Here is a 23,349-nt window from a genome sequence, read left to right as displayed (position 1 = left end):
TTGCCCCAGCCGCAATGTGTGTTAGCTTGATCGGACAAGGGGACGGGCAAAAGCCCGCCCCGGTGTCCGGGAGAGGGGGCATTTATGCGGCAACTGCAGGGGATGGACGCATCATTCGTCGCGCTGGAGCAGCGCAACGCGCCGATGCATATCGGCTCCATCCTGATCTACGATCCATCGACCGCGCCGGGCGGGTTCGTCCGCTTCAAGGACATATTGGCGTTCTTTGAATCGCGCATGCATCTGTCGCAGACCATGCGGCAGCGGCTGGTCAAGGTGCCGCTCAACCTCGATTACCCCTATTGGATCGAGGATCCGGATTTCGATCTTGAATATCACGTTCGCCACGTCGCCTTGCCCAAGCCGGGCGACTGGCGGCAATTGTGCATCCAAGCCGCGCGCATCTTCTCGCGCCCGCTCGACCTGACCCGCCCGCCCTGGGAGATCTGCGTCGTCGAAGGGCTCGACAATATCGAGGGCGTCCCCAAGGGCAGCTTCGCGATGATCACCAAGATGCACCATGCCGCGATCGACGGCATGTCGGGTATCGATCTGATGGATGCGCTGCACACCCTGCGCCCGGATGACCCGGCTCCGCCAGCGTCCCAGGCCTGGCGACCCGACCGCGTGCCCGATCCGCTGGGCCTGTTCCTGAAGGGCTATGCCCGCGCCTGGCTCAACCCGTGGCGGCAGACCGGCGTGATCGCCAAGGCCGCGCCCGGCCTGTATCGTGCGGCCAAGGGGCTGGTGACCAACGAGTTCAGTCTCAACACCGCCATCGCCGCCCCGCGCACCCGGTTCAACGTGCCCGTCTCGCCCAACCGCGTGGTCGAGGGGCGCACCTTCAGCCTGGCCGATATCAAGGCGCTGCGCGCGCTGTCGCCCGGGTGCAAGATCAATGACGTGTTCCTCGCGATCATCGGCGGTGGTCTGCACCGCTATCTGACGGCGCATGGCGAACTGCCCGAGAGCAGCCTCACCGCCATGGCCCCGATTTCGGTGCGGGCGGAGCAGGAAAAGAACACCATGGGCAACCAGGTGTCGGCGATGATCGTGCCTTTGGGCAGCCATATCGCCGATCCGGTCGAGCGCCTGGCCTATGTCCATGAGCAGACGGTCCGCTCCAAGGCCATGACCGACGCGATCGGCGCGCGGCAGATGACCGAAATGAGCAAGGTGTCGCCCGCATTGTTCATGGCGCTGGGCGCGCAGCTCTATACCCGGCTGGGGCTGGCCAATTACGTGAAGCCGCCGTTCAGTACGGTGGTGACCAATGTCCCGGGACCGCCGGTGCCGATCTATTCGACCGGTGCCAAGATGATCAGCATGCACGGCCTTTTGTGCCTGACCGACGGGCTGGCGCTGGGGCATGTGGTGCAAAGCTATGTCGACCAGGCGACCATCGCGTTCACCGCCTGCCGCAAGGCGATGCCCGATCCGGAATTCTATTCCGAATGCCTGCAGGCCTCGTTTGCTGACCTGATGGGCGCGCTGGCGGCTGGGGCATCACCGCCTGCCGAAAAGGCCGCACCCCGGCGCAAGCGCAAGAGCAAGGCGAGCGTCGCTGCGTGATGGGTCTGGTCTTTTGGCCCTGACGCTCCATATTGCATGACAGATCGGAGACATTGATGACCGCTACCGCTACCCAGTCTGCCAAGCCGCCGCACCTTTTCTGGACCCTGGCGGAAGGCCGGGCGGTGGTCGAACTGGGAGCGTTCTACGCATTTCGTGGCGCGCTCTCGATGCTGCCCAGGGGCGATGGGCACAGCGTGCTGGTGCTGCCCGGCTTCCTCGCCAGCGACCGCTCGACCAAGCCGATGCGCAACCTGCTGACCAGCCTGGGCTATGACGCGCATGGCTGGGACATGGGCCGCAATATCCGGATCGACAACGCGCGCGAGACGCAGATGAACGATCTGCTCCACGGCATTCACGAACAGTCGGGCCGCAAGGTTTCGATCATCGGCTGGAGCCTCGGCGGGGTGTTTGCCCGTGAGATTGCCAAGAACGCGCCGGACAAGGTCCGCCAGGTCATTTCGCTGGGCAGCCCGATCTCCAACGATCGCGGGCACACCAATGCGCGTAAGCTGTTCGACAGGCTCAACGGCCCCGAACCCGAGCCGCTGCAGCAGGGGCGCTTCCGCAAGCTCGACGAAGCCCCGCCGGTTCCGACGACATCGATCCTGACCAAGACTGACGGCATTGTCGCATGGCGTGGATCGGTGCAGAAACCCGGTCCGCAGACCGACAATATCGAGGTGATCGCCAGCCATTGCGGCCTGGGCGTCAACCCGATGGTGATGTACGCCATCGCCGACCGCCTGGCGCTGCCCGAGGACGACTGGAAGCCGTTCGAGCGTTCAGGCTGGCGTTCCGCAGTGTTCGGATCGATCAAGCACGATTGACACCGGCGATGATCTGATTGGCCGCCAGACGCCCGGTCTGCGCGGCGCCGTTCATGTAGCCGGTGTGGCTGTCGGACAGATGTTCGCCGGCAAACAGGATCGCTCCCGATGGTAGCGGCGCGGTCACCTTGCCATTGTCGTCCTCGCTCCAGAAATGCGCGGCGTAGCGGGTGAGCTGGCCCGGCAGGAAGCGCGAATAGGCGCCCTGCGCGTACGGATCGGCGGCCCATGCGGTGCGGCGCAGCGTGCGCGCGGCAAGGCCGGGGACGGCCGGGGCGATCTCGCGTTCGCAGGCGCGCAGGATGCCTTCGGGGCCGAGGTCCTGCAGGCCCGAGACCTGCGATCCGCCGAAGAACCAGGTCAGCACGCCCTCCGGCACGGAGTCCTGGCCCGCGCTCGCGCCCCAGAATTCGCTGAACAGCCCAGGCTCGCCGGTCCGCGCCGCCCACGCCGCGCCGCCTGCGCCCACCAGCGGCTCCCAGGGGCGGGCGGCATAGCCGGCGTTGATCTTTTCGTTGCGGCCGCAGCTGAACTCCTGGGTCAGCGCCTGCCATGCGGACGGAAGGGTGTCGCCGAAATCGATGGTGCGCAGGATCTGCGCGGGCACGGTGATGATCACCCGGTCGGCAGTGACGCTCTGCCCGTTGGCGAAGGCGAGCACCAGCGCCTTGCCCTTGCGGCGGACCGACAGCAACGCGTGCCCGGTCCTGATCCGGTCCATCAGCGGCTCGGCCAGCGCGCGCGGGATGGTCGAGGATCCGCCGGCGAGGCTGTAGCGCTCGTCGCTGCCCGAGATCAGCGCCACGCGGTCGTCGGCGATCGCGGGCAGGTTGAAGAACAGCTCGAGTGCGGAGACCTCGCCGGGTTCAGAGCCATATTCTGTGCGGATCGTTGCCTCGACCAGCGCGCGGGCACGCGGTGTCGCGGCGGCACCTGCGCCGTCGAGATACTGGCGCACCGACATTGCGTCGAACCGGGGCGCGTTGCGCTCGAAATCCTCGTCGACCAGCGTGGCATCTGCGGCAATGCGCGCGGCGAGCGGGCGGAACTCGGCGATCAGCACGGCCTCGGATAGCTCCACGCCATCCACGACGAAGCGCTCGCGCGCCACCATCGCGCCGCGGTCGATCAGGCCGATGTTGAAGCGCCTGGCCAGCGCAAGGATGTCGGTGTGGTTGGTGTTGACCAGATGCGCGCCGTCCTCGACGTACAGGTTGGTCTCGGGCAGGCCGGTCGAGGTCAGCACCCGCCCTCCGATGCGGCCGCGCGCCTCGTAGATCGTCGCATCGAGCCCCGCCGCCACCAGCCGGTCGAGCGCGACCAGCCCGGCAAGGCCTGCGCCGATGATCGCGATCCGCGATGCCTTGCCCGCTGCCGCCAGCGCGCTTCCGTCCCACGTCGAGGCCAGCCCCATCGCGGCCAGACCCGCCAGCACGTCGCGGCGGTTGAGGCCCGGACCATGCCCGGCTTTGGATGTCGATGTGGATGTTTCGCTCGCCTTGGCGAGCAATTCCCAGAGTATTCCAGTACCGCGCATGATCATGCCCCCCGGTTTCCAGAGTGACACAGGCTAACCTAACGCCCGCGCTGGTCAAGGAATGGCTGTGGATCGCGCACGATTGGGGCTGGACAATGCGCCGCGCCACCCCAAATGGACGCGATCTGAGGAGAGTTGCATGTTGCACAGCATCTGGGGCCAGTTGGCCATCGCCATGTCCGCGCTGGCAGGCACCGCAGCGATCGCGGATGCGCGACGGATGCGCAGGCGCGACTTCGACCGGGTGGGCTTCATGCCCTGGCCGCTGATCCTGATCGTGTCGGCAGTGATCGCCGTGTTCGCCACCGCGATCGCTCTCAAGGGCTATTGATAAGCCGGACGGCTTTTACAGACAGGCTTCCAGATACGCCTGTTCGAAGCCGAACTGCCGCGCCTTTTCGAGCGTATAGGGGCGCAGGCCCGTCGAGCGGTACTCGCCGATGATCTTTCCGTCGGCACCCTCGTCCATGTACTCGAACTTGAACAGCTCCTGGGTGACGATGACCTCGCCCTCCATGCCGATCACTTCGGTGACGTTGGTGACGCGACGCGAACCGTCGCGCAGACGCTTGACCTGGACGATGATGTCGACCGATTCGGCGATCTGGCGGCTGATCGCTTCCTTGGGGATCTTGATGTCGCCCATCAGGATCATGTTTTCCATACGGCCCAATGCCTCGCGAGGGCTGTTGGCGTGGAGCGTACACATCGATCCATCGTGGCCCGTGTTCATCGCGGCGAGCAGATCGAAGCACTCCGCGCCACGAATTTCGCCGAGGATGATGCGGTCGGGACGCATACGCAGAGCGTTCTTGACGAGATCGCCGATGCTGATCGCGCCCTTGCCCTCGAGGTTGGGCGGGCGGGTTTCGAGCGGAAGCCAGTGCGGCTGTTGCAGGCGAAGTTCGGCGGCGTCTTCGATGGTCAGCACGCGTTCGCCCGGATCGATCATCTTCGACAGAGCGTTGAGCATCGTGGTCTTGCCCGAACCGGTGCCGCCCGAGATGACGATGTTGAAGCGGCAGGCACCTGCGATCTTGAGCGCGGTCGCCATCTTCTCCGACATCGCGCCCCAGTCCTTGAGGTTGTCGAGCGTGATCGGCTTTTCGGAAAACTTACGAATCGAGATCGCGGTGCCGCGCAGCGACAGCGGCGGGATGATGACGTTGACGCGGCTGCCGTCCTTGAGACGGGCATCTGCCAGCGGCGTGGTCTGGTCGATGCGGCGGCCGACCTGGTTGACGATGCGCTGCGCAATCTGCAGCAGATGCTCTTCATCGCGGAACTGGATAGGCGCGATGGTGAGCTTGCCCTTCTTTTCGATATAGGTCTGCTCGGGGCCATTGACCATGATATCGGTGATATCCGGATCGTTGAGCAGCTCTTCGAGCGGGCCGAAGCCGAGCAACTCGTCGATCAGCACCTTTTCGAGCGCGAACTGCTCGCGCCGGTTGAGCGTGAGCTTGAGTTCGGCGAGCACCTCAAGGATGATCGGGCGGAATTCTTCGGCCAGCTCGTCCTTGGTCAGCGTGGCGGCAGCTTCAGGATCGACGCGCTCGAGCAGGCGCGGCAGCACCTGTTCCTTGATCTTGTGGACAGAAGCTTCGAAGCCTTCGACCCGCGGGCCCAGATCGGCGACCGAATTGGCGCGATCCGACAGCCGGGTCATCGCCTCGTTCAGCGCAACGCTTTCGGGGGTTTCGTCCAGCATTTCCAGGCTGGGAAGGTCTGCAGAATCGAGGTCGGGGAACTGGTCGCCGCCCATGTCGAGCGACAGGCCCAGTCGCGATTCCGGGGCAGGAGCGGCCGATCCGCCCTTCATCGGGCGCGCGACGCCAAAGCTGGGGCGCGCTCCGGCGCCCATCTGCCCTATTCCGTTTTTCCTGCCAAACGCGCTCATGGTGACCGATTTTCCCGGATTTGCGGACAGATCGAAACATCTGCCGATGACCTACATGGTGAATAGCCCGGAAACTTTGACAATATCCTAACGCCTGGCTGGCGAGGGATTGGCGCAGAACGCCGGGCAGCGGCGATGCGGCTTGCATCGATCCGGATATCGGGCATTAAGCCCGGCAAAAGTTAACAACATCCAAGCAGGCGTGCGCATTGCCCGACAATTCCAGTTCCAAAGCGGAAGGTTCGGCTTCGGCTGACGCCCGGCGCAGCGATGTCGCAGCGGGCATGGCCTATGCGCTTGCCGGGTTCGCGCTGCTCTCGGGCGGCGACGGGCTGATCAAGTCGACCAGCGGCGAATGGCCGGGAATGGCGGTTGCGGCGCTGCGCTTCACCATCGGCGCGGTCGGGCTGGGGATCGTTCTGCTGCTGGTCGAGGGGCGTGAGGGCTTTCGCTTTCCCCTGCCCAGAGTACAGCTGGCGCGCGGGTTCTTCCTGGCGGTCGCCACGCTCACCTTCTTCACCAGCATCTTCCTGATGCCGCTGGCGACCGCGGTGTCGATCCAGTTCATGGCCCCCTTGCTCACCGCGGCGATCTCCGCGCTGCTTTATCGCGAACGGCTCAGCCGAGGGCGCTGGTTGGCGACATTGGTGGCGTTTATTGGCGTGATCATCGTGCTGCGCCCCAGCTTTGCCGAGCTGGGCTGGGCAGCATTGCTGCCGCTGGCGGCGGCGTTCGGGATGAGCGGGCTGATGATGGCCAATGCGCGCGCGGCAGGGTCGGGCAGCGTTCTGCTGATGCAGTTCATCGTGGCGGCCATTGCGGCGCCTATCCTGCTGCTGGCGGCAGCGATCGGCCACTTTTCGGGCTATCCGCCGCTGCAGATCGGCTGGCCGACGCAGCATGTCGTGCTGGTGTGCACCGTGGTCGCGGTCTCCGCCAGCTTTGCGCATATGCTGATCTATACCGCCACTGTGCGCGGATCAGCCGCGGTGGTCGCGCCGATGGTCTATGTCCAGATTCTGGTGGCGATAGGCCTCGGCGTGGTGTTCTATCAGGATTATCCTGATCTGGTGGCGCTGGGCGGAACCGGGATCATCATCGCCAGCGGCATCTATCTGCTGCGCGACGGACGCAAATAGGCACGCCAAAAGGGGTAGGGGCTATGGAACTGGCTGGCTGGATCATCGCGATGGCATTGCAGGCGGGTGCCCTGCCGAGCCTGCCCGCGCCGCCATCGCTGCCGTGCTGGATCGAGGGGCGCTGGGTCTCCGAGGAAGCCGAAGGCAAGTGGACCGAGGAGAACTGGACCGGGTGCCGCGCGCAGACCATGCTGGGAACCGGGCGCGGCGGCCGCGCCGATGCGGTCACCAGCTATGAGTTCATGCGCATCGCGCGCAACGAGAATGGCGATCTGATGTTCTACGGATCGCCCTTCGGCAACCCCGCCGCGGCGTTTCGCGCGGTCAGGGCGGGGCCGGCCGAGGTGGTGTTCGTCAACCCCAACCACACATATCCCCAGCGCATCCGTTACTGGATGGAAGATGGGATGCTGCTCGCCGAAGCTTCGATGATCGATGGCAGCAAGCCGCAGGCGTGGCGCTACAAGCGGGTTGCAGTAAAATAGCGCCAGGCGCTTACAGCAGCCATTCAATCGGCAGCGCCCGCCAGAACACCACCTGCATCCGCCGCACCAGCGTGGTGCCGGGGTCGTGGGTGTGGATCACCGTGCCCTCGGGCCGCTCGTCGATCCATTCCAGCTCGCCCCGGGGCGTCAGTCGCACCTGATAGGCGCGCTGGCGCATCGGTTCACTGAACAGCTGCTGCAGCCTTTGCGCCAGTGCCGGGCTGTCCATCAGAAAACCCAGCTCGGTGTTGAGGTGCATCGAACGCGGATCGAAGTTGAACGATCCCACGAACAGCCGCTCGCCATCGATGGTGAAGGTCTTGGCGTGCAGCGAGGACCGGCTGGAGCGCGGCAGGCTGCCCAGCACTCCGCTGCGCGGGGAGGGGTGACGCGGCGCATCGCCCTTCATCTCCCAAAGCCGCACGCCCGCGCGCAGCAGCCGCTTGCGGTAGCGCGAATAGCCGGCATGGACCACCGCGACATCGGTCGACGCCAGCGCGTTGGTCAACACGTCGACCGATGCACCGCGCGCCGCGATCGCTTCGAACATCGCCGCGCCCGACCTGGCAGGAACGAAATAGGCGGATACCAGCGCCAGCCGTTGCGTCGTCTCGTCCATGATCGCACCGATCTCGCCGATCGGTGTCCGCGACCTCGGTTCATGGCCCAGCGCCTTGGCGGGATTGTCGCTGATCATCGTCACCGGCACCCAGTCATAATCGAGCGAAGTGTGCGTCAGCGGATCGGCATAGGACAAAGTGTCCACGGCGGCGGCATAGGCTTTGGCAAGCGGGTCGGTCTCGATCATCTGCGCGATCCTGCCCGAGAGGTCATCGAGCGCACCTGGCGTGGCGGCGGGGAGGATCAACGGCGCGGGATAGGAGGAGGCGCTGGTCCAGTAGCGCGCGAAATCCGTCGCCATCTCGGGCACGATCGCCCCGATGGCGAGCACGTCGAGATCGGCGAATTCTGGCTGGTCGCCGGGGCCGAAATATTCATCGCCGATGTTGCGCCCGCCGATGATGGTCATCTGGTTGTCGGCGGTCAGGCTTTTGTTGTGCATCCGCCGGTTGAGCCGGAAAAAGTCGAGCAGATAGCCCATGACCTTGGGTTTGCGGATGACAAAGGGGTTGAAAAGGCGGATTTCGACATTGGGATGGCTTTCCAGCGCCACCAGCTCGTCATCCAGCTTGGCGATGCCGTTGTCGTCGAGCAGCAGCCGGACGGCCACGCCCCGGTCCGCGGCCTGGCGGAGCTCTTCGAGCATCAGCAGCCCTGCGACATCCCCGCGCCAGATGTAATACTGCACGTCGAGATAGCGGTCGGCGGCGCGGATGAGCTTGACCCGCGCGGCATAGGCTCCGCGCGAATCCACCAGCGGGAGGATCCCCGATAGGCCGGGATGCGCGGCCTCGAGCCCGGCAACCGCCTGGCCGATCCGGCTGTCGGGCGTGTCCTGCGGCGGAGGAGCGGGCGGATGCGGTGGCAGGGTGGGCAGCCGGAAGGCGATTCGGAGCACGATCCACACGCCAGCAAGAACGGCGACGGCAATCGCAATCCAGCCGGTGGCGCTCATGATTCCTCGGGCTGGCGAAGGCCCGGCAGCCGCAGCCGTGCCCAGACAGGGAGATGATCCGACGCCAGCGCTGCCAGCCGGCTGGCGTGCACTGCGGCCTGCTCGACCGCCAGGTCGGCGGACACGAACATCCGGTCGAGATGCGCCACCGGCCAGCGTGCAGGGAAGCTGGGGCCGGGGCGGACATGCTCGAAATGCCGCACCAGATGCAGCAGGCCCGAAGGCTCGCGCCGCCATTCGTTGAAATCGCCGGTGATCAGCGTCGGTCGTTCCTCGTCCTGAGCGTGGACATGCCCGACCAGCGCCTTGAGTTGGCGCGGGCGCCACAGGCCCGACAGATCGAGATGCGCGCCGACGATGCGCAAGGGGTGGCCGTCGATCGCCAGATCGGCGAGCACCGCGCCGCGCGGCTCGAGCATCGGCAGCTTCAGCCGTTCGCCGCGCAGGATTTCGACCCGTGGGGAAACGAGGATGGCATTGCCGTGCCAGCCGATGCCGTTGCGCGCGGTCGAGACCGGCACCACCTGCCAGCCTGCCTCTGCCACCAGCCCTGCAGGAAGCGCGCTGTGCCGCTCGCCGAGGCGTCGGTCCGCCTCCTGCAGCACGGCGATGTCTGCGCCGGTTTCGGCGAGCACCCGCATGATCCGTTCGGGATCGTGCCTGCGGTCGGCGCCGATCGCCTTGCGGATGTTGTAGCTCACGACACCAAAGGTTTCGGGGCTGGCGGCGGTCATGAAATGTCTGGCCTTGGTTGAAACACGGGCTTGGGAGACGGCAGGCGCCGGGTGGGCACCAGAGTTCTATACGATGCGAATAGGCGATTGTTGCGCCGACCGCCAGTTGCAGCCGCGCGGATCATCCCGCAGGCGGCGGTACCAGCCCGATCGCCTGCAGCAGCGCAGCCTGCAGCAGCATCGTCGCCAGCCAATATCCCGCCGCGCTGGCGATGGTCCGGACACTCGCCCTGCCGACCCCCAATGTCACCACCAGCACCGGAAGCACGAACCCGATCCAGATGATGAAGGCGCTGCCCAGCGCCATGGTCCAGGGCGGGGCCTGATCCGGCGCAAGGATCACCGCGCCCGCCAGGATCGCGACAAGCCAGAATTGGGCGAGCAGCGCGGCGATCCCCAAGCCGATCGACAGGCGCAGCCCCGATATCCTCGCCCAGGCAACTCCCAGGGCAAGCCCGGCAAGGGTCGCGGCGAAAATGGGAGCGATGTTCAGCCATATATAGATCATGCAGCGCGTGTCCCTTGCAATGCTGCGACCATGCACCAGTTGGCGGCAGATGACGAGAGCACTGGAGAGGGCCCGGGTCGCAGTGCAATCCCCGCAATCGTCGGGATTTGCTGCAATGCGGTATTTACATTGGCCCCCCGGCCATTAGGTTGTCATACAGGACTGATCCAGGCGACGGGGGTGGCGGCAGTGGCAATCGATTTCAAGGTCAACGGCAAGCAGGTCAGCGTCGAGGCGGACGCGGACACTCCGCTGCTCTGGGCGCTGCGCGAGGAACTGGAGCTTACCGGCACCAAGTTCGGTTGCGGTATCGCCGCGTGCGGCGCATGCTCGGTGCATGTCGATGGCCAGATCACCCGGTCGTGCAGCGTGCCGATCAGCGACATCGCGGGCAAGTCGGTCACTACGATTGAGGGGCTGAAAAGCGCCGATGGCGCGCTGCACAAGGTGCAGCAGGCGTGGATCGACGCGCAGGTGCCGCAATGCGGCTATTGCCAGTCGGGTCAGATCATGGCCGCAGTGGCGCTGATCGAGGCGACCGGCAGTCCGAGCGATGCGCAGATCGACGAGGCGATGACCAACATCTGCCGGTGCGGCACCTATCCACGCATCCGCAAGGCCATTCTGGCGGCGACCGGTCAGGCCGCAACCGCGCTCAAGGGAGAGGCATGATGGCTGACAATCCCACACCGCACCTCGATGCTCCGCTGGAAGCTGCTCCGCCCAGAAAGAAGAAGGGCATGGTCCGCCGCGCCTTTCTGATCGGTGGCGCGCTGCTGGTCGGCGGCGGGGTCTTCGGCGTCTACTGGAGCGACAGGTCCGCCAATGCCCGCGCCAAGGCGCTTACCGAAACCGGCAACGATCACAATTTCCTCGGCTGGATGAAGATCGCCGAGGACGACACCGTCACCGTCTATTCGCCGCACATCGATTTTGGCCAGGGCACGCACACCGCGCTGGGCCAGATGCTGGCGGACGAGCTCGATGCCGACTGGAGCAAGGTCAGGGTCGAGCAGGCTCCGGCCGATCTCGCCTTTGCCAACAGCGCGCTGGGCAAGGGCTTTCTGGCCGAAATGTCGGGTGCACCCGGCGTGATCAACGCGCTGCCCAACGCGATCATCGGGATGATCGCCCGGTCGATGCCGTTGCAGATCACCGGCGGATCGTCCGCGGTGCGCTATACCGGGCAGGTCGGCATGCGCACGGTGGGGGCGGCCGTGCGGCTGGCGCTGATCGAGGAGGCCGCCGACCGGCTGGGCGTTCCGGCAAGCGAACTGATTACCGCGGACAGCAAGGTCATCCACGCAGGATCGGGCAAGTCGCTGCGCTATGGCGAACTGGCCGCGGGTGCGGCGGAACGCTCGCTGACGGGCAGCCCCGCGCTCAAGACACGCGAACAGTACAAGCTCATCGGCAAGCCGATTGCACGGCTGGACATCCCCGCCAAGGTAGATGGCAGCGCGGTCTATGGCATCGACCTGGTTCTGCCCGACATGCGCGTCGCGACGATCGCGGCGGCGCCGGTGCGTGGCGGCAAATTGCTCTCGGTCGATGAAGAGCCTGCGCTTGGCGTTGCCGGAGTCGAAAAGGTGGTGAAGCTGGACGATGCGGTAATCGTGGTCGCCAAGCGCTACTGGCAGGCACTCAAGGGGCTGAAGGCGCTGAGCCCCAAGTTCTCCGATGGCGGCCATGGCGCGTTGTCGAGCGACACTATCCATGCCGCGCAGGAAAAGCTGCGCACATCGGGCAAGCCCGAGAACGAGGGCGGCGAGGGCGATGTCGATGCCGCATTCGGAGTGGCGGGCGCGAAGACGCTTACCGCCGATTATCGCGTGCCCTTCCTGCACCATGCGATGATGGAGCCGTTCACGCTCACCGGGCACTACAAGGACGGCAAGCTCACTTTGTGGGGCGGTCTGCAGGACCCGCTGTCGACCCGCGTGCGTGCGGCCAAGGCGGCCGGGATCGATGTCGATGCCGTCGTCTTCAACCCCATGCTGATGGGTGGCGGCTTCGGGCGCCGCTTCCCCGATGTCACCGAGATCATCGATCAGGTTGCGCTGCTCGCCAAGCAGCTGCCCTATCCGGTCAAATTGGTGTGGAGCCGCGAGGAAGAGGTGCGGCACGGCACCTATCGCCCGCAATCCTCGGCTCAGCTCAAGGCGACTTTGGGCAAGGACGGCAAGATCAGCGCGTGGCGCACCGATTATGTGCAGAGCGGCGATGCCGAGGGCGAGACGAGCTTCATCTACGACATCCCCGCAACCTCGCGGAGGCATTTCAGCTATCAGTCGAACCAGCGTGACGGGCCTTGGCGCTCGGTCAATTCGACCCAGATCGGCTTCTACAACGAAAGCTTCATCGACGAGTTGGCGCAGGCGGCAGGCGAGGACCCCTATCAGTTCCGCCGCAAGCATTTGCCCGCGGATTCGCGGCATCTCAAGGTGCTCGACACCGTTGCAAAGCGCGCCGGTTGGGGCACGCCTTTGCCCGAGGGTGTCGGGCGCGGGATCGCCATCGTCGAGAGCTTCGGCACGATCGTCGCCGAGGTGATAGAGGCGACGGTGCGTGAGGATGGCAGCCCTCAGGTGCTCAAGGCGTGGGCGGTGGTCGATTGCGGCACCACGGTCAATCCGCTCAATGCCGAGGCGCAGATCGCAGGCGGCATGGTGATGGGCCTTTCATCGGCGATCGGCGAGGCAATCACCATCGACAAGGGCGCGGTGGTGCAGAGCAATTTCAACGATTACAATATCCTGAAGCTCGCAGGCGCGCCTGCCGTGATCGATGTGCATTTCATCGAGAGCGGGGCGAAGATGGGCGGGATCGGCGAGCCCGGCGTGCCACCGGCATCGCCAGCATTGGCGAACGCACTGTTCGCCGCGACCGGCAAGCGCATCCGCACATTGCCGCTGATGACCCAGGCCAAGGCCTGACCGGGCGCGGCTGACATGCTGCAGGGCTGGGGCGCGCTGATCCTCGCGGCGGGCGCCGGGCGGCGCTTTGGCGGGGACAAGCTGCTCGCCGATCTGGGCGGTGCGCCGGTGATCCGCCGCACCACCGAGGCGGTGCTGGCGGCAGGGTTCGGCGATGTCGTGGTGGCGACCGGGGCCGAGCATGCGCGGATCGACGCCGCGCTCCAGGGGCTGTCCTGCCGCATCGTTCCGACCCCTGGCTGGGAAGAGGGCATGGCCGCCTCGATCCGCACCGGCAGCGCCGCGCTGGCGTCGTGCAGGTCAGGGTTGTTCGTGTTTCTGGGCGATATGCCGCTGGTGCCTGCGCATCTTGGAGCCCAACTGGCGGAGATCGCCATTCAGGCCGGCTATGCCGCGCGGCCTGTGGTCAAGGACAAGCCCGGCCATCCGGTGTGCTTTGTGGGGGAGGCGGTGCGCGATCTTTCGCTGCTGACAGGCGATCAGGGGGCAGCGTTCGGTCTCAGGCAGCGCAGCGATATCGGCTATCTGCCGACCGACGATATCGGCGCGATACTCGACATCGATTCACCGGCAGACCTGCTGACCGCCGAGCGCGCATGGAACTCGCGCGCCACGTCGGCGACCAGCGACAGCGCGATATCGCGCGGCGCCTTGCCGAAGCCCTGAAGCCCGATCGGCGCGTGCAGCCTGGCGATGGCGGATTCGCCCACGCCATGGCCGCGCAATTTGTCGCGCCGCATCTCCAGCCGCGCGCGTGCGCCGATGGCGCCGACGTAGAACGCATCCGACTTGAGCGCGTACGCCAGGCCTTGCTCGTCGTCCTCGCGGTCGTGCGACATCACTGCGACTGCGGTCCAGCGGTCGAGCCCGATTGCGTCGAGCGCATCCCGCGGGGAGCTGCGGTGATAGCCGATGCCCTCGAACGGGGCTGCCTCAGGGCCATTGGGCGTGACCAGCACGACATCCAGCCCCATCTGCCGCGCCAGCCCGGCGCTCGCCAGCGCCGAGGCATCTTCGCCGATGATCACCAGCCGCAGTGCAGGCTCGAACAGTCTGGCGAAGCGCGATCCATCCCAGGCCCGGTCGGGTGCATCACCGCCAGGCCGCGCATCTCGCACGTACCCGTCGCTCGACCACAGCACCGGCGTGCGCTCGGCAAAGCCGCTGAGCAGTGTCGCGACCGCTGGGTCGCTTGTCGCCAGCGGTTCGACCAGCACCAGGATCCCCGATCCACAGGCCAGCTTGATGTCGATCCACGGGCTGCCCTCGCCATAGCGCAGCAGCCTGGGTGCGCCATCGGCCATCGCCGCGCGGCCATGGGCCGCTACATCGGCCTCGATGCACCCGCCCGACAGAAAGCCCCAATGCTGATCGTCGGTGATCAGCATCTGCGCGCCGATATCGCGTGGGGCGGGGCCGGAAATCTCGACCAGGGTCGCGATGGCGCACATCGTGGCACGATCGCGCTCGGCGAGAAGCACGGGCCGGATGTCGTCGATTTCGGCTGCCAGCCGCCATTGGCTCATCGCGCGCCCGTCCTCATCCGCGCTGCAGCAGCAGGTCGGCCATCGCATCGATGATCGCCTCGCTATCGAGCCTGTAGGTGCGATAGAGATCGGGCAGGTCGCCGGTCTGGCCGAAGCGATCGGTGCCCAGCGGGCTGACGCGATGGCCATGCACACCGCCCAGCCACGAGAGCGCAGAAGGCGAGCCATCGAGCACCGTGACCAGTCCCGCATCGGGACCGAGCGCGCCCAGCAGGCGCTCGATATGGCTCGGCCCCTGCGCCTTGCCGGTCCAGCGTGCCGCGCGCTGGGCGGACCAGTCGCGGTGCAGCCGGTCGGGCGAAGTCACGGCAAGCAGCCCGAGCCCGGGAATGTCGTCGCTGAGCGCTTCCCACGCCGCCATCGCCTCGGGCGCCACCGCGCCGCAAAAGGCGATCGCGGCTTCCGCCGCGCCCGAAGGTTCGCGCAGCCAATAAGCGCCCGCGATTGCGTCATCCTCCCACGCCCTGCTGTCGCGCGCGACCTGCTCGATCACCCGTGTGGTGAGCCGCAGATAGACCGAGCTGCCGCCATCCGCCTGCATGTGCCTGAAGGCCCAGCACATCATCAGCGCGACCTCGTCGGCAAACGCCGGTTCGAAGCTCTCCAGCCCCGGCTGGCCCATGCCGATCAGCGGCGTGTTGATCGACTGGTGCGCGCCGCCTTCGCCTGCCAGCGTGATGCCCGAAGGCGTGCCGACCAGCAGAAAACGCGAATCCTGATAGCAGCCATAATTGAGCGCATCGAGCCCGCGCGCGATGAAGGGATCATACACCGTCCCCACCGGCATCAGCCGGGTGCCGAAATGCGGGGCGGCGAGCCCAAGCGCTGCGAGCGCGAGGAAGAAGTTGTTCTCGGCAATCCCCAGCTCGATATGCTGGCCTGCGCGGTGCGCCGACCATTTCTGCGCGCTGGGGATCTTCACCCGCTGGAACACGTCGGCGAGCTCCTGCCGCCGGAACAATCCGCGCTGGTTGACGAACGCGCCAAGGTTTGTGGTCTGGGTGACGTCGGGCGCGGTGGTGACCAGCCGGTCGGCGAGCGGCTCGCTCGACTTGGCAAGGTCGTGCAGCACCTTGCCGAACGCCGCCTGCGTCGATTGCTCCGCACCTTCGGGCACGGGCAGACGATCGGGGAGGGGTATCGCAGGCGCGGCATGCTCGGCCTGTTTGCGCGCGATCGGGCTGCTGTCGACGAACGCCTGCAGCGTGGCCGCAAGATTGTCGCCCAGCCCCGACCATTTGCCCCATTCCTCGCCCGGCGCGATTGCCAGATCATCGCGCAGGCTTTCGATCTGGCCGGTGTTCATCATGCCCGAATGGTTGTCCTTGTGCCCCGCGAGCGGGAGGCCATAGCCCTTGACGGTATAGGCGATCAGCAGCGTGGGCCGCTCGTCATCCATGCTGTCGAACGCGTCCAGCAGGGTTTCGATGCAATGCCCGCCCAGATTGGTCATCAGCCGGGCAAGCTCGGCATCGTCGAACGATCCGAGCAGGTCGGCCACACTGCGTTTCTTTCCGATGTCGTGCATCAGCCGCTCGCGCCACGCCGCTCCGCCGAGATAGGTCAATGCGGCAAAATCGGCGTTGGGGCAGGTCTCGATCCAGTCCTCCAGCGCCTTGCCGCCGGGGCGCTTGAACGCGGCGCGCTGCAGCTTGCCGTGCTTGAGCGTGACGACGCGCCAGCCGCAGGTCTCGAAGATATCGTCGAAGCGGCGGAACATCCGGTCAGCGGTGGTCGCATCGAGCGACTGGCGGTTGTAATCGACCACCCACCAGCAGTTGCGCAGATCGTGCTTGTAGCCCTCGATCAGGCATTCGTAGATATTGCCCTCGTCGAGCTCGGCATCGCCCATCAGCGCGATCATCCGGCCCGATTGCTCCTCGCGCATCTGGCCGTGCGCGATCAGATAATCCTGCACCAGCGACGAAAAGGCGGTGACCGCAACCCCAAGGCCCACCGATCCGGTCGAAAAATCCACCGGGATGCTGTCCTTGGTGCGCGAGGGGTAACTCTGCACCCCGCCAAGCCCGCGGAAGCGCTCCATCTTCTCGCGGGTCTGCTCGTCCAGCAGATAATGGATGGCGTGGAGCACGGGCCCGGCATGCGGCTTGACCGCGACCTTGTCCTGCGGGCGCAGAGCATGGAAATACAGCGCCGCCATGATCGCAGTCATCGATGCGCAGCTTGCCTGGTGCCCGCCGACCTTGAGCCCGTCGCGTTTCTCGCGCAGCGTGTTGGCGTTGTGGATCATCCACGACGACAGCCAGCGCAGCCTTTGCTCGATCTGGGTCAGCAGCTCGACGGTCTCGGCGCGGCTGTGCTGCACTGGGGTGTCGGCGGCGAGGGGGAGGGTAGGCATTCGCGGGAGAACCTTCCGATGGGCGAGGCTAATGGGCCAGGGAACAAGGCCTGATGCTATATCGTCTGCGCGCTGCAGATTGCTAGGCTGGAATGGCCTTTGCGCACCCCAAGCGCGAAATGTGCAGCGGCGGCAGCTACCGTCCCTTGACATTCGGGCCATGCGACCGACCTCTTGAAGCGTGTCGATCGGCACCAGCGGGCTTGGGCATGCGCAAGGGCGATACGCGATGGGCAAACAGAACACCGGCGAGTTCATCGACCAGATCATTCACACCACCGCCAGCGACGGCAAGAGCATCTGCATCCGCTCGATCCGCAGCAGCGATGCCGAGCAGATGCGCGAAGGCATCGCGCACCTTTCCACCCAATCGCGCTATCTGCGCTTCTTCTCGCTGCAGCCGATGCCCTCGGACAGCGTCATCGCGCGGCTGGTCGACGCCGACGGGCATGACCACATCGCGTGGGGCGCGATCCATCTGGATGGGGCGGACAATCCGGCTATCGGCGCGGTGCACGCGATCCGCAGCACCGATGAGCGAAGGTCGGGCGAGTTTTCGGTCGCGATCCTCGATGATTATCACGGCATCGGGCTGGGACGGATGCTGACCGCGGTGCTGCTGATCAACTGCTGCGCCGAGCAGCTGCAGGTGCTCGACATCCAGACGCTGGCGGAAAACCACGCAGCGATCGGCTTCATCCGCTCGATCGGCGGCGAGCTCAAGCAATGGGACGGCGGGGTGCAGGACTATGTGCTGGAGGTGAAGCCCGCGATCGCCAAGCTGCGCAAGACCAGCGACCTGCAGGGGATCCGCGACATCTTCAAGGCGCTCGACCGGTATCTCTGATCGGTACGCGCAACGCCCGCGCGGGTCAGCGCGGGGCGTTGCCCATCATTTCGCCGAGGCGCACCGGCCGTTCGGGTGTCCAGTCCGGGTTGAGCGCGATCGCACCCGGGCGGAAAAGCATGATCACCGTCGACCCCAGCAGGAAGCGGCCCATCTCCTCGCCCTTGGCAAGCGTGATCGCCTGATCGGTGTAGTCCCATTGCGAGGGCCTGCCGGTGCGCACCGCGTTGACCACACCGTGCCAGGGTGTCGCCATGCTGCCCACCACGGTCGCGCCGACCAGCACCATCACGAACGGCCCATGTTCGGGCGAATCGAACACGCACACCACGCGCTCGTTGCGCGCGAACAGATTGGGCACCCCGCGTGCGGTGACCGGGTTTACCGAATAGAGCGCGCCGGGAACATGGATCATCCGCACCAGCCTGCCGTCGCAGGGCATGTGCAGCCGGTGATAGTCGCGCGGCGAGAGGTAGAGGTTCGCAAAGCGGCCGTGGCGGAACTGCTCTGCCAGGGTCGCATCGCCGCCAACCAGATCGGTGATGGTATAGCGGTGGCCCTTGGCCTGGACGATGTGATGATCGTCGATATCGCCCAGCTGGCTGATCGCGCCATCGACCGGACAGACAAAATCGGCCGCTGCCAGCGGGCGCACGCCCGGGCGCAGCGGGCGGGTGAAGAAGTCATTGAAGCTGGCGTAGCTTGCGATATCGGGGTTGTCGGCCTCGCTCATGTCGACCCGGTATCGGGCGACGAACCAGCGGATCAGCCGAGTGGTGGCGCCGCCGCCACGCGCTCCGGCGACGCGCCCGGCAAGCGTGGTGACCAGCTGCTTGGGAAGCAGGTGCTGGAACAGGATGCTCAGGCGATCGGACATGCACCGACCTGTGTGCGAAAAACCGCTTCAGGTCCAGTCACTGCGCGCCGCAGGTGCGCTCAATCGAGCCCGAGCCTGCGCAGCACGCGATAGCCTAACGACTTGACCGCGTTGTTCACCGGATAGCGCCGCGGCGGGGAAGGGTTGAGGCCGAACCGGCGCAGCACGCTGTTCATCGCGTGCGCATCGGTTTCGGCATAGCTCCATTCCGATCGCCAGGTGATCGAGAGCGAGATCGAGGGCCTGTCGCCATTGCGGACGTAATGCGGCGACATGACGGGAACGAAGATCGCCTGGCCGGGCTCCAGCCGGTAATCGGTACCGTGCAGCGCGAACGCATCGTCCCAGGGCAGGTTGCGCGGGCCGCCACCCGAGTGATACGCCTCATGCGCCTCAGGTGCGGCAAAGCGCGGATCGCCTGCGGGGAACACGGTCATCGTCTTCCAGCCGCGCAGCTGCAGCAGGATGTTGTGCTCGGGATCGAAATGATAGGGGGTCATCGATCCGGGTGACGAGACGAAGATGAAGCCTTCGGGCCGCAGCATCTCACCCGTCGTCCCTTTGGTGACGTCCTCAAGCTCGCCCAGCAGCGTCAGCAGCAGATCGCGATAGGCGGGGATCTGCTCGATGTTCTTGAGTACGCACCAGCTGTTGGCGCTGTCGATGCTGCGGATCGTCTCGCCGATGCTCATACCGTTCGAGGGCACGTCTTCGGGGCGGATGCCGATCGGCAGGTCGCCGCGATTGTACTCGAGCGACTTTTCGGGCAGCAATTCCCCCAGCAGCGCCAAAGCTTCCAGATCGAGCAGCGGGTGCTGCAACAAACAGTGGCTGAGCACGTGCGGGGTTTCTGGATAGCACAGCGCAAAGCGCGCCTTGGCATCGCCGGTGAACACCGAACCGGTCAGCGCGCCTGCAAAGTGGTCCGGATGGGGCTGGTCAGTCATCATCATTCTCCACGGAATGGGAAGGCTTGGGATCGCCCGCGGCGGCGGCGCGGCGGCGGTCCATGAAACGTTCGCCCTGGCGGAACAGGCCGAACAGGGCAGGGCGGCCATAGCCCTTGAGCGCCACCGACACCCGCGCGACATGGCGGCGTTCGGCCCACAGGCTGTCGATCATGGGATGGCCCTCGGCAGCGCAACTGTCCATCCAGGCGAGGCCATAGTCCTTGAGGATGTCGAGATTGTCGATCTGCAGCAGCACCCCGGGCGAGAAGCGGGCATAGTCCTCGGCAAAGGCGGTCTTGAACGAAAAGCCGCCCGGCGGGCTGAGGAAATTGACCAGCATCGCGATCGCTTGCCCGTCGAGCCGCATCGCAATGAGGTGCAGCCGTCCGGCTTGATGCGTGGCACGCGCCGCCTCGCGAAACAGCGCGAGGGTCTCCGCCATGTCGGCGAGCGCCGAGCCGTTGCGGCCTTTCCAGCCCGATTGCTCCAGCGCCAGGAATTCGTCCAGCCAGGCGTCGAGACCTTCGGGATCGCAGCCCTGGACGGTTTCGACCGTGCCCAGCTCCGCCAGCCGGTTGCGCAACCGCGCGAGCTCCTTGCGCTTCTTCTTGCGCACCACCTGCTCGTAATAGGTCTGTCCATCCAGCGTGGTCGCCAGCATCGCGCGCTCCTCGGCCAGCGCGATGGCGCAGGCGCGTTTCTGCCGCGCGCACACTCGCTCCAGCGCGGCAAACACCGGGCCGTCGGTTGCGATGCCATAGAGGTGGAGGAACAGCCCGGCGGCAGGGTCGCGGTCCAGATCGGCGAGAATTGCCTGCCAGAATGCGCTCTCATGCCCTGGCCGCACCAGAGGCGTGCCGAGGAAGCAGTTGGGGTGGCGCCAGTTCTGGCTGTGCGGCACAGGCCAGCGGCCATAATGCTTCTCGCGCGCGATCGGCATCAGACCGCACAATTGGCCATCGACATGCAGCGCGGCGATCTGCGCGCGGCGCAGCGCATCGCAATGCGCGATGGCCGGGACCAGAAACTCGGGAGCGTGAAAGACATTGGGCTCGCTGGCTGCATCGGCGAGCAGGCGCCAGCTGCGCAGAAACGCCGCATCCAGCGCGGCAGGGTCGAGCATCGTCAGACGCACCGCGCCTGCATCCGCCGGGGCGGGTGTCGATGCGGCCATGACCAAGCCCTGATCCATGCGGCTAAAGCAGTCCTGTATCAGTCCGCAACATTCACGGACCCCCCGGGGATGCTATAGGCCCAGACATCGAAACAACAGCTTAAGTGCATTGGTTAACCCGTTAAGCGTGTGCGGCGAGCATGTCGCGGCGCTGCGGGCAAGAAAAAGCCCCGCCGGAATGGACCGGCGGGGCGAGTTGTCGTTCGACTGGAGAGGCTAACGCAAGCCTCAGCCCGCTGCAAGCGCCGCGAGCAGAAGCAAGGCCACGATGTTGGTGATCTTGATCATCGGATTGACCGCAGGCCCGGCGGTGTCCTTGTACGGATCACCCACGGTGTCGCCGGTGACTGCCGCCTTGTGCGCTTCGGAGCCCTTGCCGCCATGATGGCCGTCCTCGATGTACTTCTTGGCATTGTCCCATGCGCCGCCGCCCGAGGTCATCGAGAGGGCAACGAACAGGCCGGAGACGATCACGCCCAGCAGCAGAGCGCCCAGCGCGGCAAAGCCGTTGGCCTGGCCTGCTACTGCGGTGATCACGTAGTACACCACGATCGGTGCGAGCACCGGAAGCAGCGAGGGGATGATCATCTCCTTGATTGCAGCCTTGGTGACCAGATCGACCGTGCGGGCGTAATCGGGCTTCGAGGTGCCCAGCATGATGCCGGGATTGGTGCGGAACTGCTCGCGCACTTCCTCGACCACCGCACCTGCGGCACGGCCCACTGCGGTCATGCCCATGGCGCCGAACAGATAGGGCAGCAACGCGCCCAGCAGCAGTCCGACGATGACATACGGGTTGGAGAGCGAGAAATCGACCGGCACATCAGGGAAGAACTCCTTGAGGTCGGTCGTATACGCGCCGAACAGCACCAGAGCGGCAAGCCCGGCCGAACCGATGGCATAGCCCTTGGTCACGGCCTTGGTGGTGTTGCCCACCGCATCGAGCGCATCGGTCTTTTCACGCACGCTGTCGTCCAGCCCCGCCATTTCGGCGATGCCGCCTGCGTTGTCGGTCACCGGACCATAAGCGTCCAGCGCAACGACCATGCCCGCGAGCGCGAGCATCGCGGTTGCGGCAAAGGCGATGCCGACGACCCCCGCCAGTTGATGCGCGACGATCACCGCGACCACAATCAGCAGCGTCGGCAGCGCGGTCGCCTCGAGGCTGATCGCCAGACCCTGGATGACGTTGGTGCCGTGCCCGGTTTCCGATGCCTTGGCGATCGAGCGCACCGGACGGTAGTTGGTCCCGGTGTAGTATTCGGTGATCCAGATGATCAGCCCGGTAACGCCCAGGCCGACCAGCATCGTGAGATACAGGTCCATGCCGGTGAAGGTCTGGGTGATCACGCCCTCTTCGGGCTTGAGCGAATAGGCGCTGCCCATGCCGATGATGGCATCGGTGACGAAATACAGCCCGATGGCCGAGAGCACCGCGGTGACCGCAAAGCCCTTGTACATCGCGCCCATGATCGAGTTGGACGATCCCAGCCGGACGAAATAGGTGCCGATGATCGAGGTGATGATGCAAAGCCCGCAGATGCCGAGCGGAAGGCCGACCAGCGGCAGCAAGGCCGTATCGTCACCTGCCACCAGCAGCGCAATCGCGACCATGGTAACGCCGATGGTGACGACATAGGTTTCGAAAAGGTCGGCGGCCATGCCTGCGCAGTCGCCGACATTGTCGCCGACGTTATCGGCGATGACGGCGGGGTTGCGCGGGTCATCCTCGGGAATTCCGGCCTCGACCTTGCCGACGAGGTCGGCGCCGACGTCTGCGGCCTTGGTGAAGATGCCGCCGCCCAGTCGCGCGAAGATCGAGATCAGCGAGGCGCCGAAGGCAAGTGCGACGAGACCGTTGACGATGTTGCGGTCTTCGGGATCGCTCAGGCCATGGCCCGCAATCGCGTAGAGATAATAGAAATAGCCTGCAGTGGCGAGCAATCCGAGCCCAGCCACGAGCATGCCGGTGATCGCGCCCGCCCGGAACGCCAGCGTGAGGCCGGCCTGCAGCGAGACGCTGGCGGCCTGCGCGGTGCGCATATTGGCGCGCACCGAGATGTTCATGCCGATATAGCCTGCCACGCCCGAGAGCACCGCGCCGAGCAGAAAGCCGATGGCGGAAACGGGATTGCCGAACTTGTCGAGAAGCGCCCAGACGAGCGCGAGCACGACGACTCCGACGATGGCGATGGTGCGATACTGGCGGCCGAGATAGGCCTGTGCGCCTTCCTGGATGGCGGCGCCGATTTCCTGCATTCTTGCGTTGCCAGGTGACTGGCTGAGGACCTGGCGGCTGGTGATGATACCGTACAGAACTGCAACCACCCCACACAGGATGGCTATCAAAACAACATTCATGCGTCGCTCCCCCA

At 65.7% G+C, this 23,349-nt stretch carries 19 protein-coding genes and 1 pseudogene; 9 read left to right on the top strand and 11 right to left on the bottom strand.

Annotated elements, in window-relative coordinates; genetic code table 11:
- Nucleotides 1–84: 84 nt before the first annotated feature.
- Entirely contained in the window at nt 85–1,572 is a 1,488-nt protein-coding gene (locus IP68_RS08925; RefSeq protein ID WP_231683852.1) for a wax ester/triacylglycerol synthase family O-acyltransferase, read from the top strand.
- A gap of 56 nt (nt 1,573–1,628) precedes the next feature.
- Nucleotides 1,629–2,405 (top strand): triacylglycerol lipase, encoded by a 777-nt coding sequence (locus tag IP68_RS08920; RefSeq protein WP_054134625.1) that lies wholly within the window; start codon nt 1,629–1,631, stop codon nt 2,403–2,405.
- Here IP68_RS08920 and IP68_RS08915 read toward each other — a convergent pair.
- On the bottom strand, nt 2,392–3,942 hold the full coding sequence (locus IP68_RS08915) for an NAD(P)/FAD-dependent oxidoreductase (RefSeq protein WP_197275759.1): 1,551 nt from the start codon (nt 3,940–3,942) through the stop codon (nt 2,392–2,394). The genes IP68_RS08920 and IP68_RS08915 overlap by 14 nt on opposite strands.
- A 139-nt stretch (nt 3,943–4,081) precedes the next feature.
- Between IP68_RS08915 and IP68_RS08910 the strand changes: the two genes are divergently transcribed.
- Nucleotides 4,082–4,273 carry a hypothetical protein gene (locus IP68_RS08910; protein WP_054134623.1) on the top strand — a complete coding sequence of 64 codons (192 nt, stop codon included), beginning with the start codon at nt 4,082–4,084 and terminating at the stop codon, nt 4,271–4,273.
- Between the two features lie 15 nt (nt 4,274–4,288).
- On the opposite strand, the gene IP68_RS08905 is transcribed toward IP68_RS08910, so the two are convergent.
- Complete coding sequence (locus tag IP68_RS08905; protein WP_054134622.1) at nt 4,289–5,842, bottom strand: CpaF family protein; 1,554 nt, start codon at nt 5,840–5,842, stop codon at nt 4,289–4,291.
- A gap of 209 nt (nt 5,843–6,051) precedes the next feature.
- Here IP68_RS08905 and IP68_RS08900 point away from each other — a divergent pair, with 209 nt between their 5' ends.
- Entirely contained in the window at nt 6,052–6,981 is a 930-nt protein-coding gene (locus IP68_RS08900; RefSeq protein ID WP_231683851.1) for a DMT family transporter, read from the top strand.
- A gap of 23 nt (nt 6,982–7,004) precedes the next feature.
- Nucleotides 7,005–7,466 carry a DUF6265 family protein gene (locus IP68_RS08895; RefSeq protein WP_054134620.1) on the top strand — a complete coding sequence of 154 codons (462 nt, stop codon included), beginning with the start codon at nt 7,005–7,007 and terminating at the stop codon, nt 7,464–7,466.
- Nucleotides 7,467–7,476: 10 nt separating this feature from the next.
- Here the strand turns inward: IP68_RS08895 and IP68_RS08890 are convergent, their stop codons facing one another.
- From IP68_RS08890 to IP68_RS08880, 3 genes are all read right to left on the bottom strand, one after another.
- Nucleotides 7,477–9,042, bottom strand: a complete 1,566-nt coding sequence (locus IP68_RS08890) for a phospholipase D family protein (protein WP_054134619.1) — start codon at nt 9,040–9,042, stop codon at nt 7,477–7,479.
- Nucleotides 9,039–9,776: an endonuclease/exonuclease/phosphatase family protein gene (locus IP68_RS08885; protein ID WP_054134618.1), complete on the bottom strand. Its 738-nt coding sequence runs from the start codon at nt 9,774–9,776 to the stop codon at nt 9,039–9,041. Before IP68_RS08885 ends, IP68_RS08890 begins: the two co-directional genes overlap by 4 nt.
- A 121-nt stretch (nt 9,777–9,897) precedes the next feature.
- The gene (locus IP68_RS08880; protein ID WP_054134617.1) at nt 9,898–10,284 is read right to left on the bottom strand and encodes a hypothetical protein; all 387 of its coding nucleotides are present in this window, start codon (nt 10,282–10,284) and stop codon (nt 9,898–9,900) included.
- Between the two features lie 180 nt (nt 10,285–10,464).
- Between IP68_RS08880 and IP68_RS08875 the strand changes: the two genes are divergently transcribed.
- The 3 genes and pseudogenes from IP68_RS08875 to IP68_RS20600 all read left to right on the top strand — a co-directional run.
- Nucleotides 10,465–10,956 carry a (2Fe-2S)-binding protein gene (locus tag IP68_RS08875; RefSeq protein WP_369814838.1) on the top strand — a complete coding sequence of 164 codons (492 nt, stop codon included), beginning with the start codon at nt 10,465–10,467 and terminating at the stop codon, nt 10,954–10,956.
- On the top strand, nt 10,956–13,220 hold the full coding sequence (locus tag IP68_RS08870; RefSeq protein ID WP_231683850.1) for a molybdopterin cofactor-binding domain-containing protein: 2,265 nt from the start codon (nt 10,956–10,958) through the stop codon (nt 13,218–13,220). Before IP68_RS08875 ends, IP68_RS08870 begins: the two co-directional genes overlap by 1 nt.
- A 15-nt stretch (nt 13,221–13,235) precedes the next feature.
- Nucleotides 13,236–13,715 (top strand): annotated as a pseudogene (locus IP68_RS20600) (NTP transferase domain-containing protein); the annotation flags it as partial.
- Between the two features lie 26 nt (nt 13,716–13,741).
- Here IP68_RS20600 and IP68_RS08865 read toward each other — a convergent pair.
- Nucleotides 13,742–14,794, bottom strand: coding sequence for an XdhC family protein (locus tag IP68_RS08865; protein WP_231683849.1), 1,053 nt, complete (start codon nt 14,792–14,794; stop codon nt 13,742–13,744).
- Nucleotides 14,760–17,126, bottom strand: coding sequence for a transketolase (locus IP68_RS08860; RefSeq protein ID WP_054134615.1), 2,367 nt, complete (start codon nt 17,124–17,126; stop codon nt 14,760–14,762). Before IP68_RS08860 ends, IP68_RS08865 begins: the two co-directional genes overlap by 35 nt.
- A 229-nt stretch (nt 17,127–17,355) precedes the next feature.
- On the opposite strand from IP68_RS08860, the gene IP68_RS08855 reads away from it, so the two are divergent.
- Nucleotides 17,356–17,973: a GNAT family N-acetyltransferase gene (locus tag IP68_RS08855; RefSeq protein WP_054134790.1), complete on the top strand. Its 618-nt coding sequence runs from the start codon at nt 17,356–17,358 to the stop codon at nt 17,971–17,973.
- Nucleotides 17,974–17,998: 25 nt separating this feature from the next.
- On the opposite strand, the gene asd is transcribed toward IP68_RS08855, so the two are convergent.
- The 4 genes from asd to IP68_RS08835 form a co-directional block, all read right to left on the bottom strand.
- A complete protein-coding gene (asd, locus tag IP68_RS08850; protein WP_054134614.1) occupies nt 17,999–18,850 on the bottom strand; it encodes an archaetidylserine decarboxylase in 852 nt (283 codons plus the stop codon).
- Between the two features lie 59 nt (nt 18,851–18,909).
- The gene (locus IP68_RS08845; RefSeq protein ID WP_054134789.1) at nt 18,910–19,797 is read right to left on the bottom strand and encodes a cupin-like domain-containing protein; all 888 of its coding nucleotides are present in this window, start codon (nt 19,795–19,797) and stop codon (nt 18,910–18,912) included.
- Entirely contained in the window at nt 19,790–20,992 is a 1,203-nt protein-coding gene (locus IP68_RS08840; RefSeq protein WP_231683845.1) for a GNAT family N-acetyltransferase, read from the bottom strand. Before IP68_RS08840 ends, IP68_RS08845 begins: the two co-directional genes overlap by 8 nt.
- A 210-nt stretch (nt 20,993–21,202) precedes the next feature.
- Complete coding sequence (locus IP68_RS08835; RefSeq protein ID WP_054134788.1) at nt 21,203–23,335, bottom strand: sodium-translocating pyrophosphatase; 2,133 nt, start codon at nt 23,333–23,335, stop codon at nt 21,203–21,205.
- Between the last annotated feature and the right edge of the window lie 14 nt (nt 23,336–23,349).

The sequence above is a fragment of the Blastomonas sp. AAP25 genome (assembly GCF_001295965.1).
GTDB classification, from domain to species: Bacteria; Pseudomonadota; Alphaproteobacteria; order Sphingomonadales; family Sphingomonadaceae; genus Blastomonas; species Blastomonas fulva.
Note: the sequence above shows the minus strand (reverse complement) of the source record. Positions and strands in the feature narration are given on the sequence as shown.

Excerpts from the sequence above, each read along its gene's own strand:
- IP68_RS08915 (WP_197275759.1), bottom strand. The coding sequence starts at position 3,942 with ATGCGCGGTACTGGAATACTCTGGGAATTGCTCGCCAAGGCGAGCGAA.
- IP68_RS08860 (WP_054134615.1), bottom strand. The coding sequence starts at position 17,126 with ATGCCTACCCTCCCCCTCGCCGCCGACACCCCAGTGCAGCACAGCCGC.
- IP68_RS08890 (WP_054134619.1), bottom strand. The coding sequence starts at position 9,042 with ATGAGCGCCACCGGCTGGATTGCGATTGCCGTCGCCGTTCTTGCTGGC.
- IP68_RS08880 (WP_054134617.1), bottom strand. The coding sequence starts at position 10,284 with ATGATCTATATATGGCTGAACATCGCTCCCATTTTCGCCGCGACCCTT.
- IP68_RS08855 (WP_054134790.1), top strand. The coding sequence starts at position 17,356 with ATGGGCAAACAGAACACCGGCGAGTTCATCGACCAGATCATTCACACC.
- IP68_RS08920 (WP_054134625.1), top strand. The coding sequence starts at position 1,629 with ATGACCGCTACCGCTACCCAGTCTGCCAAGCCGCCGCACCTTTTCTGG.
- IP68_RS08910 (WP_054134623.1), top strand. The coding sequence starts at position 4,082 with ATGTTGCACAGCATCTGGGGCCAGTTGGCCATCGCCATGTCCGCGCTG.
- IP68_RS08905 (WP_054134622.1), bottom strand. The coding sequence starts at position 5,842 with ATGAGCGCGTTTGGCAGGAAAAACGGAATAGGGCAGATGGGCGCCGGA.
- IP68_RS08840 (WP_231683845.1), bottom strand. The coding sequence starts at position 20,992 with ATGGATCAGGGCTTGGTCATGGCCGCATCGACACCCGCCCCGGCGGAT.
- IP68_RS08835 (WP_054134788.1), bottom strand. The coding sequence starts at position 23,335 with ATGAATGTTGTTTTGATAGCCATCCTGTGTGGGGTGGTTGCAGTTCTG.
- IP68_RS08895 (WP_054134620.1), top strand. The coding sequence starts at position 7,005 with ATGGAACTGGCTGGCTGGATCATCGCGATGGCATTGCAGGCGGGTGCC.
- IP68_RS08870 (WP_231683850.1), top strand. The coding sequence starts at position 10,956 with ATGGCTGACAATCCCACACCGCACCTCGATGCTCCGCTGGAAGCTGCT.
- IP68_RS08925 (WP_231683852.1), top strand. The coding sequence starts at position 85 with ATGCGGCAACTGCAGGGGATGGACGCATCATTCGTCGCGCTGGAGCAG.
- IP68_RS08865 (WP_231683849.1), bottom strand. The coding sequence starts at position 14,794 with ATGCGATGGCCGACCTGCTGCTGCAGCGCGGATGAGGACGGGCGCGCG.
- IP68_RS08845 (WP_054134789.1), bottom strand. The coding sequence starts at position 19,797 with ATGACTGACCAGCCCCATCCGGACCACTTTGCAGGCGCGCTGACCGGT.
- asd (WP_054134614.1), bottom strand. The coding sequence starts at position 18,850 with ATGTCCGATCGCCTGAGCATCCTGTTCCAGCACCTGCTTCCCAAGCAG.
- IP68_RS08885 (WP_054134618.1), bottom strand. The coding sequence starts at position 9,776 with ATGACCGCCGCCAGCCCCGAAACCTTTGGTGTCGTGAGCTACAACATC.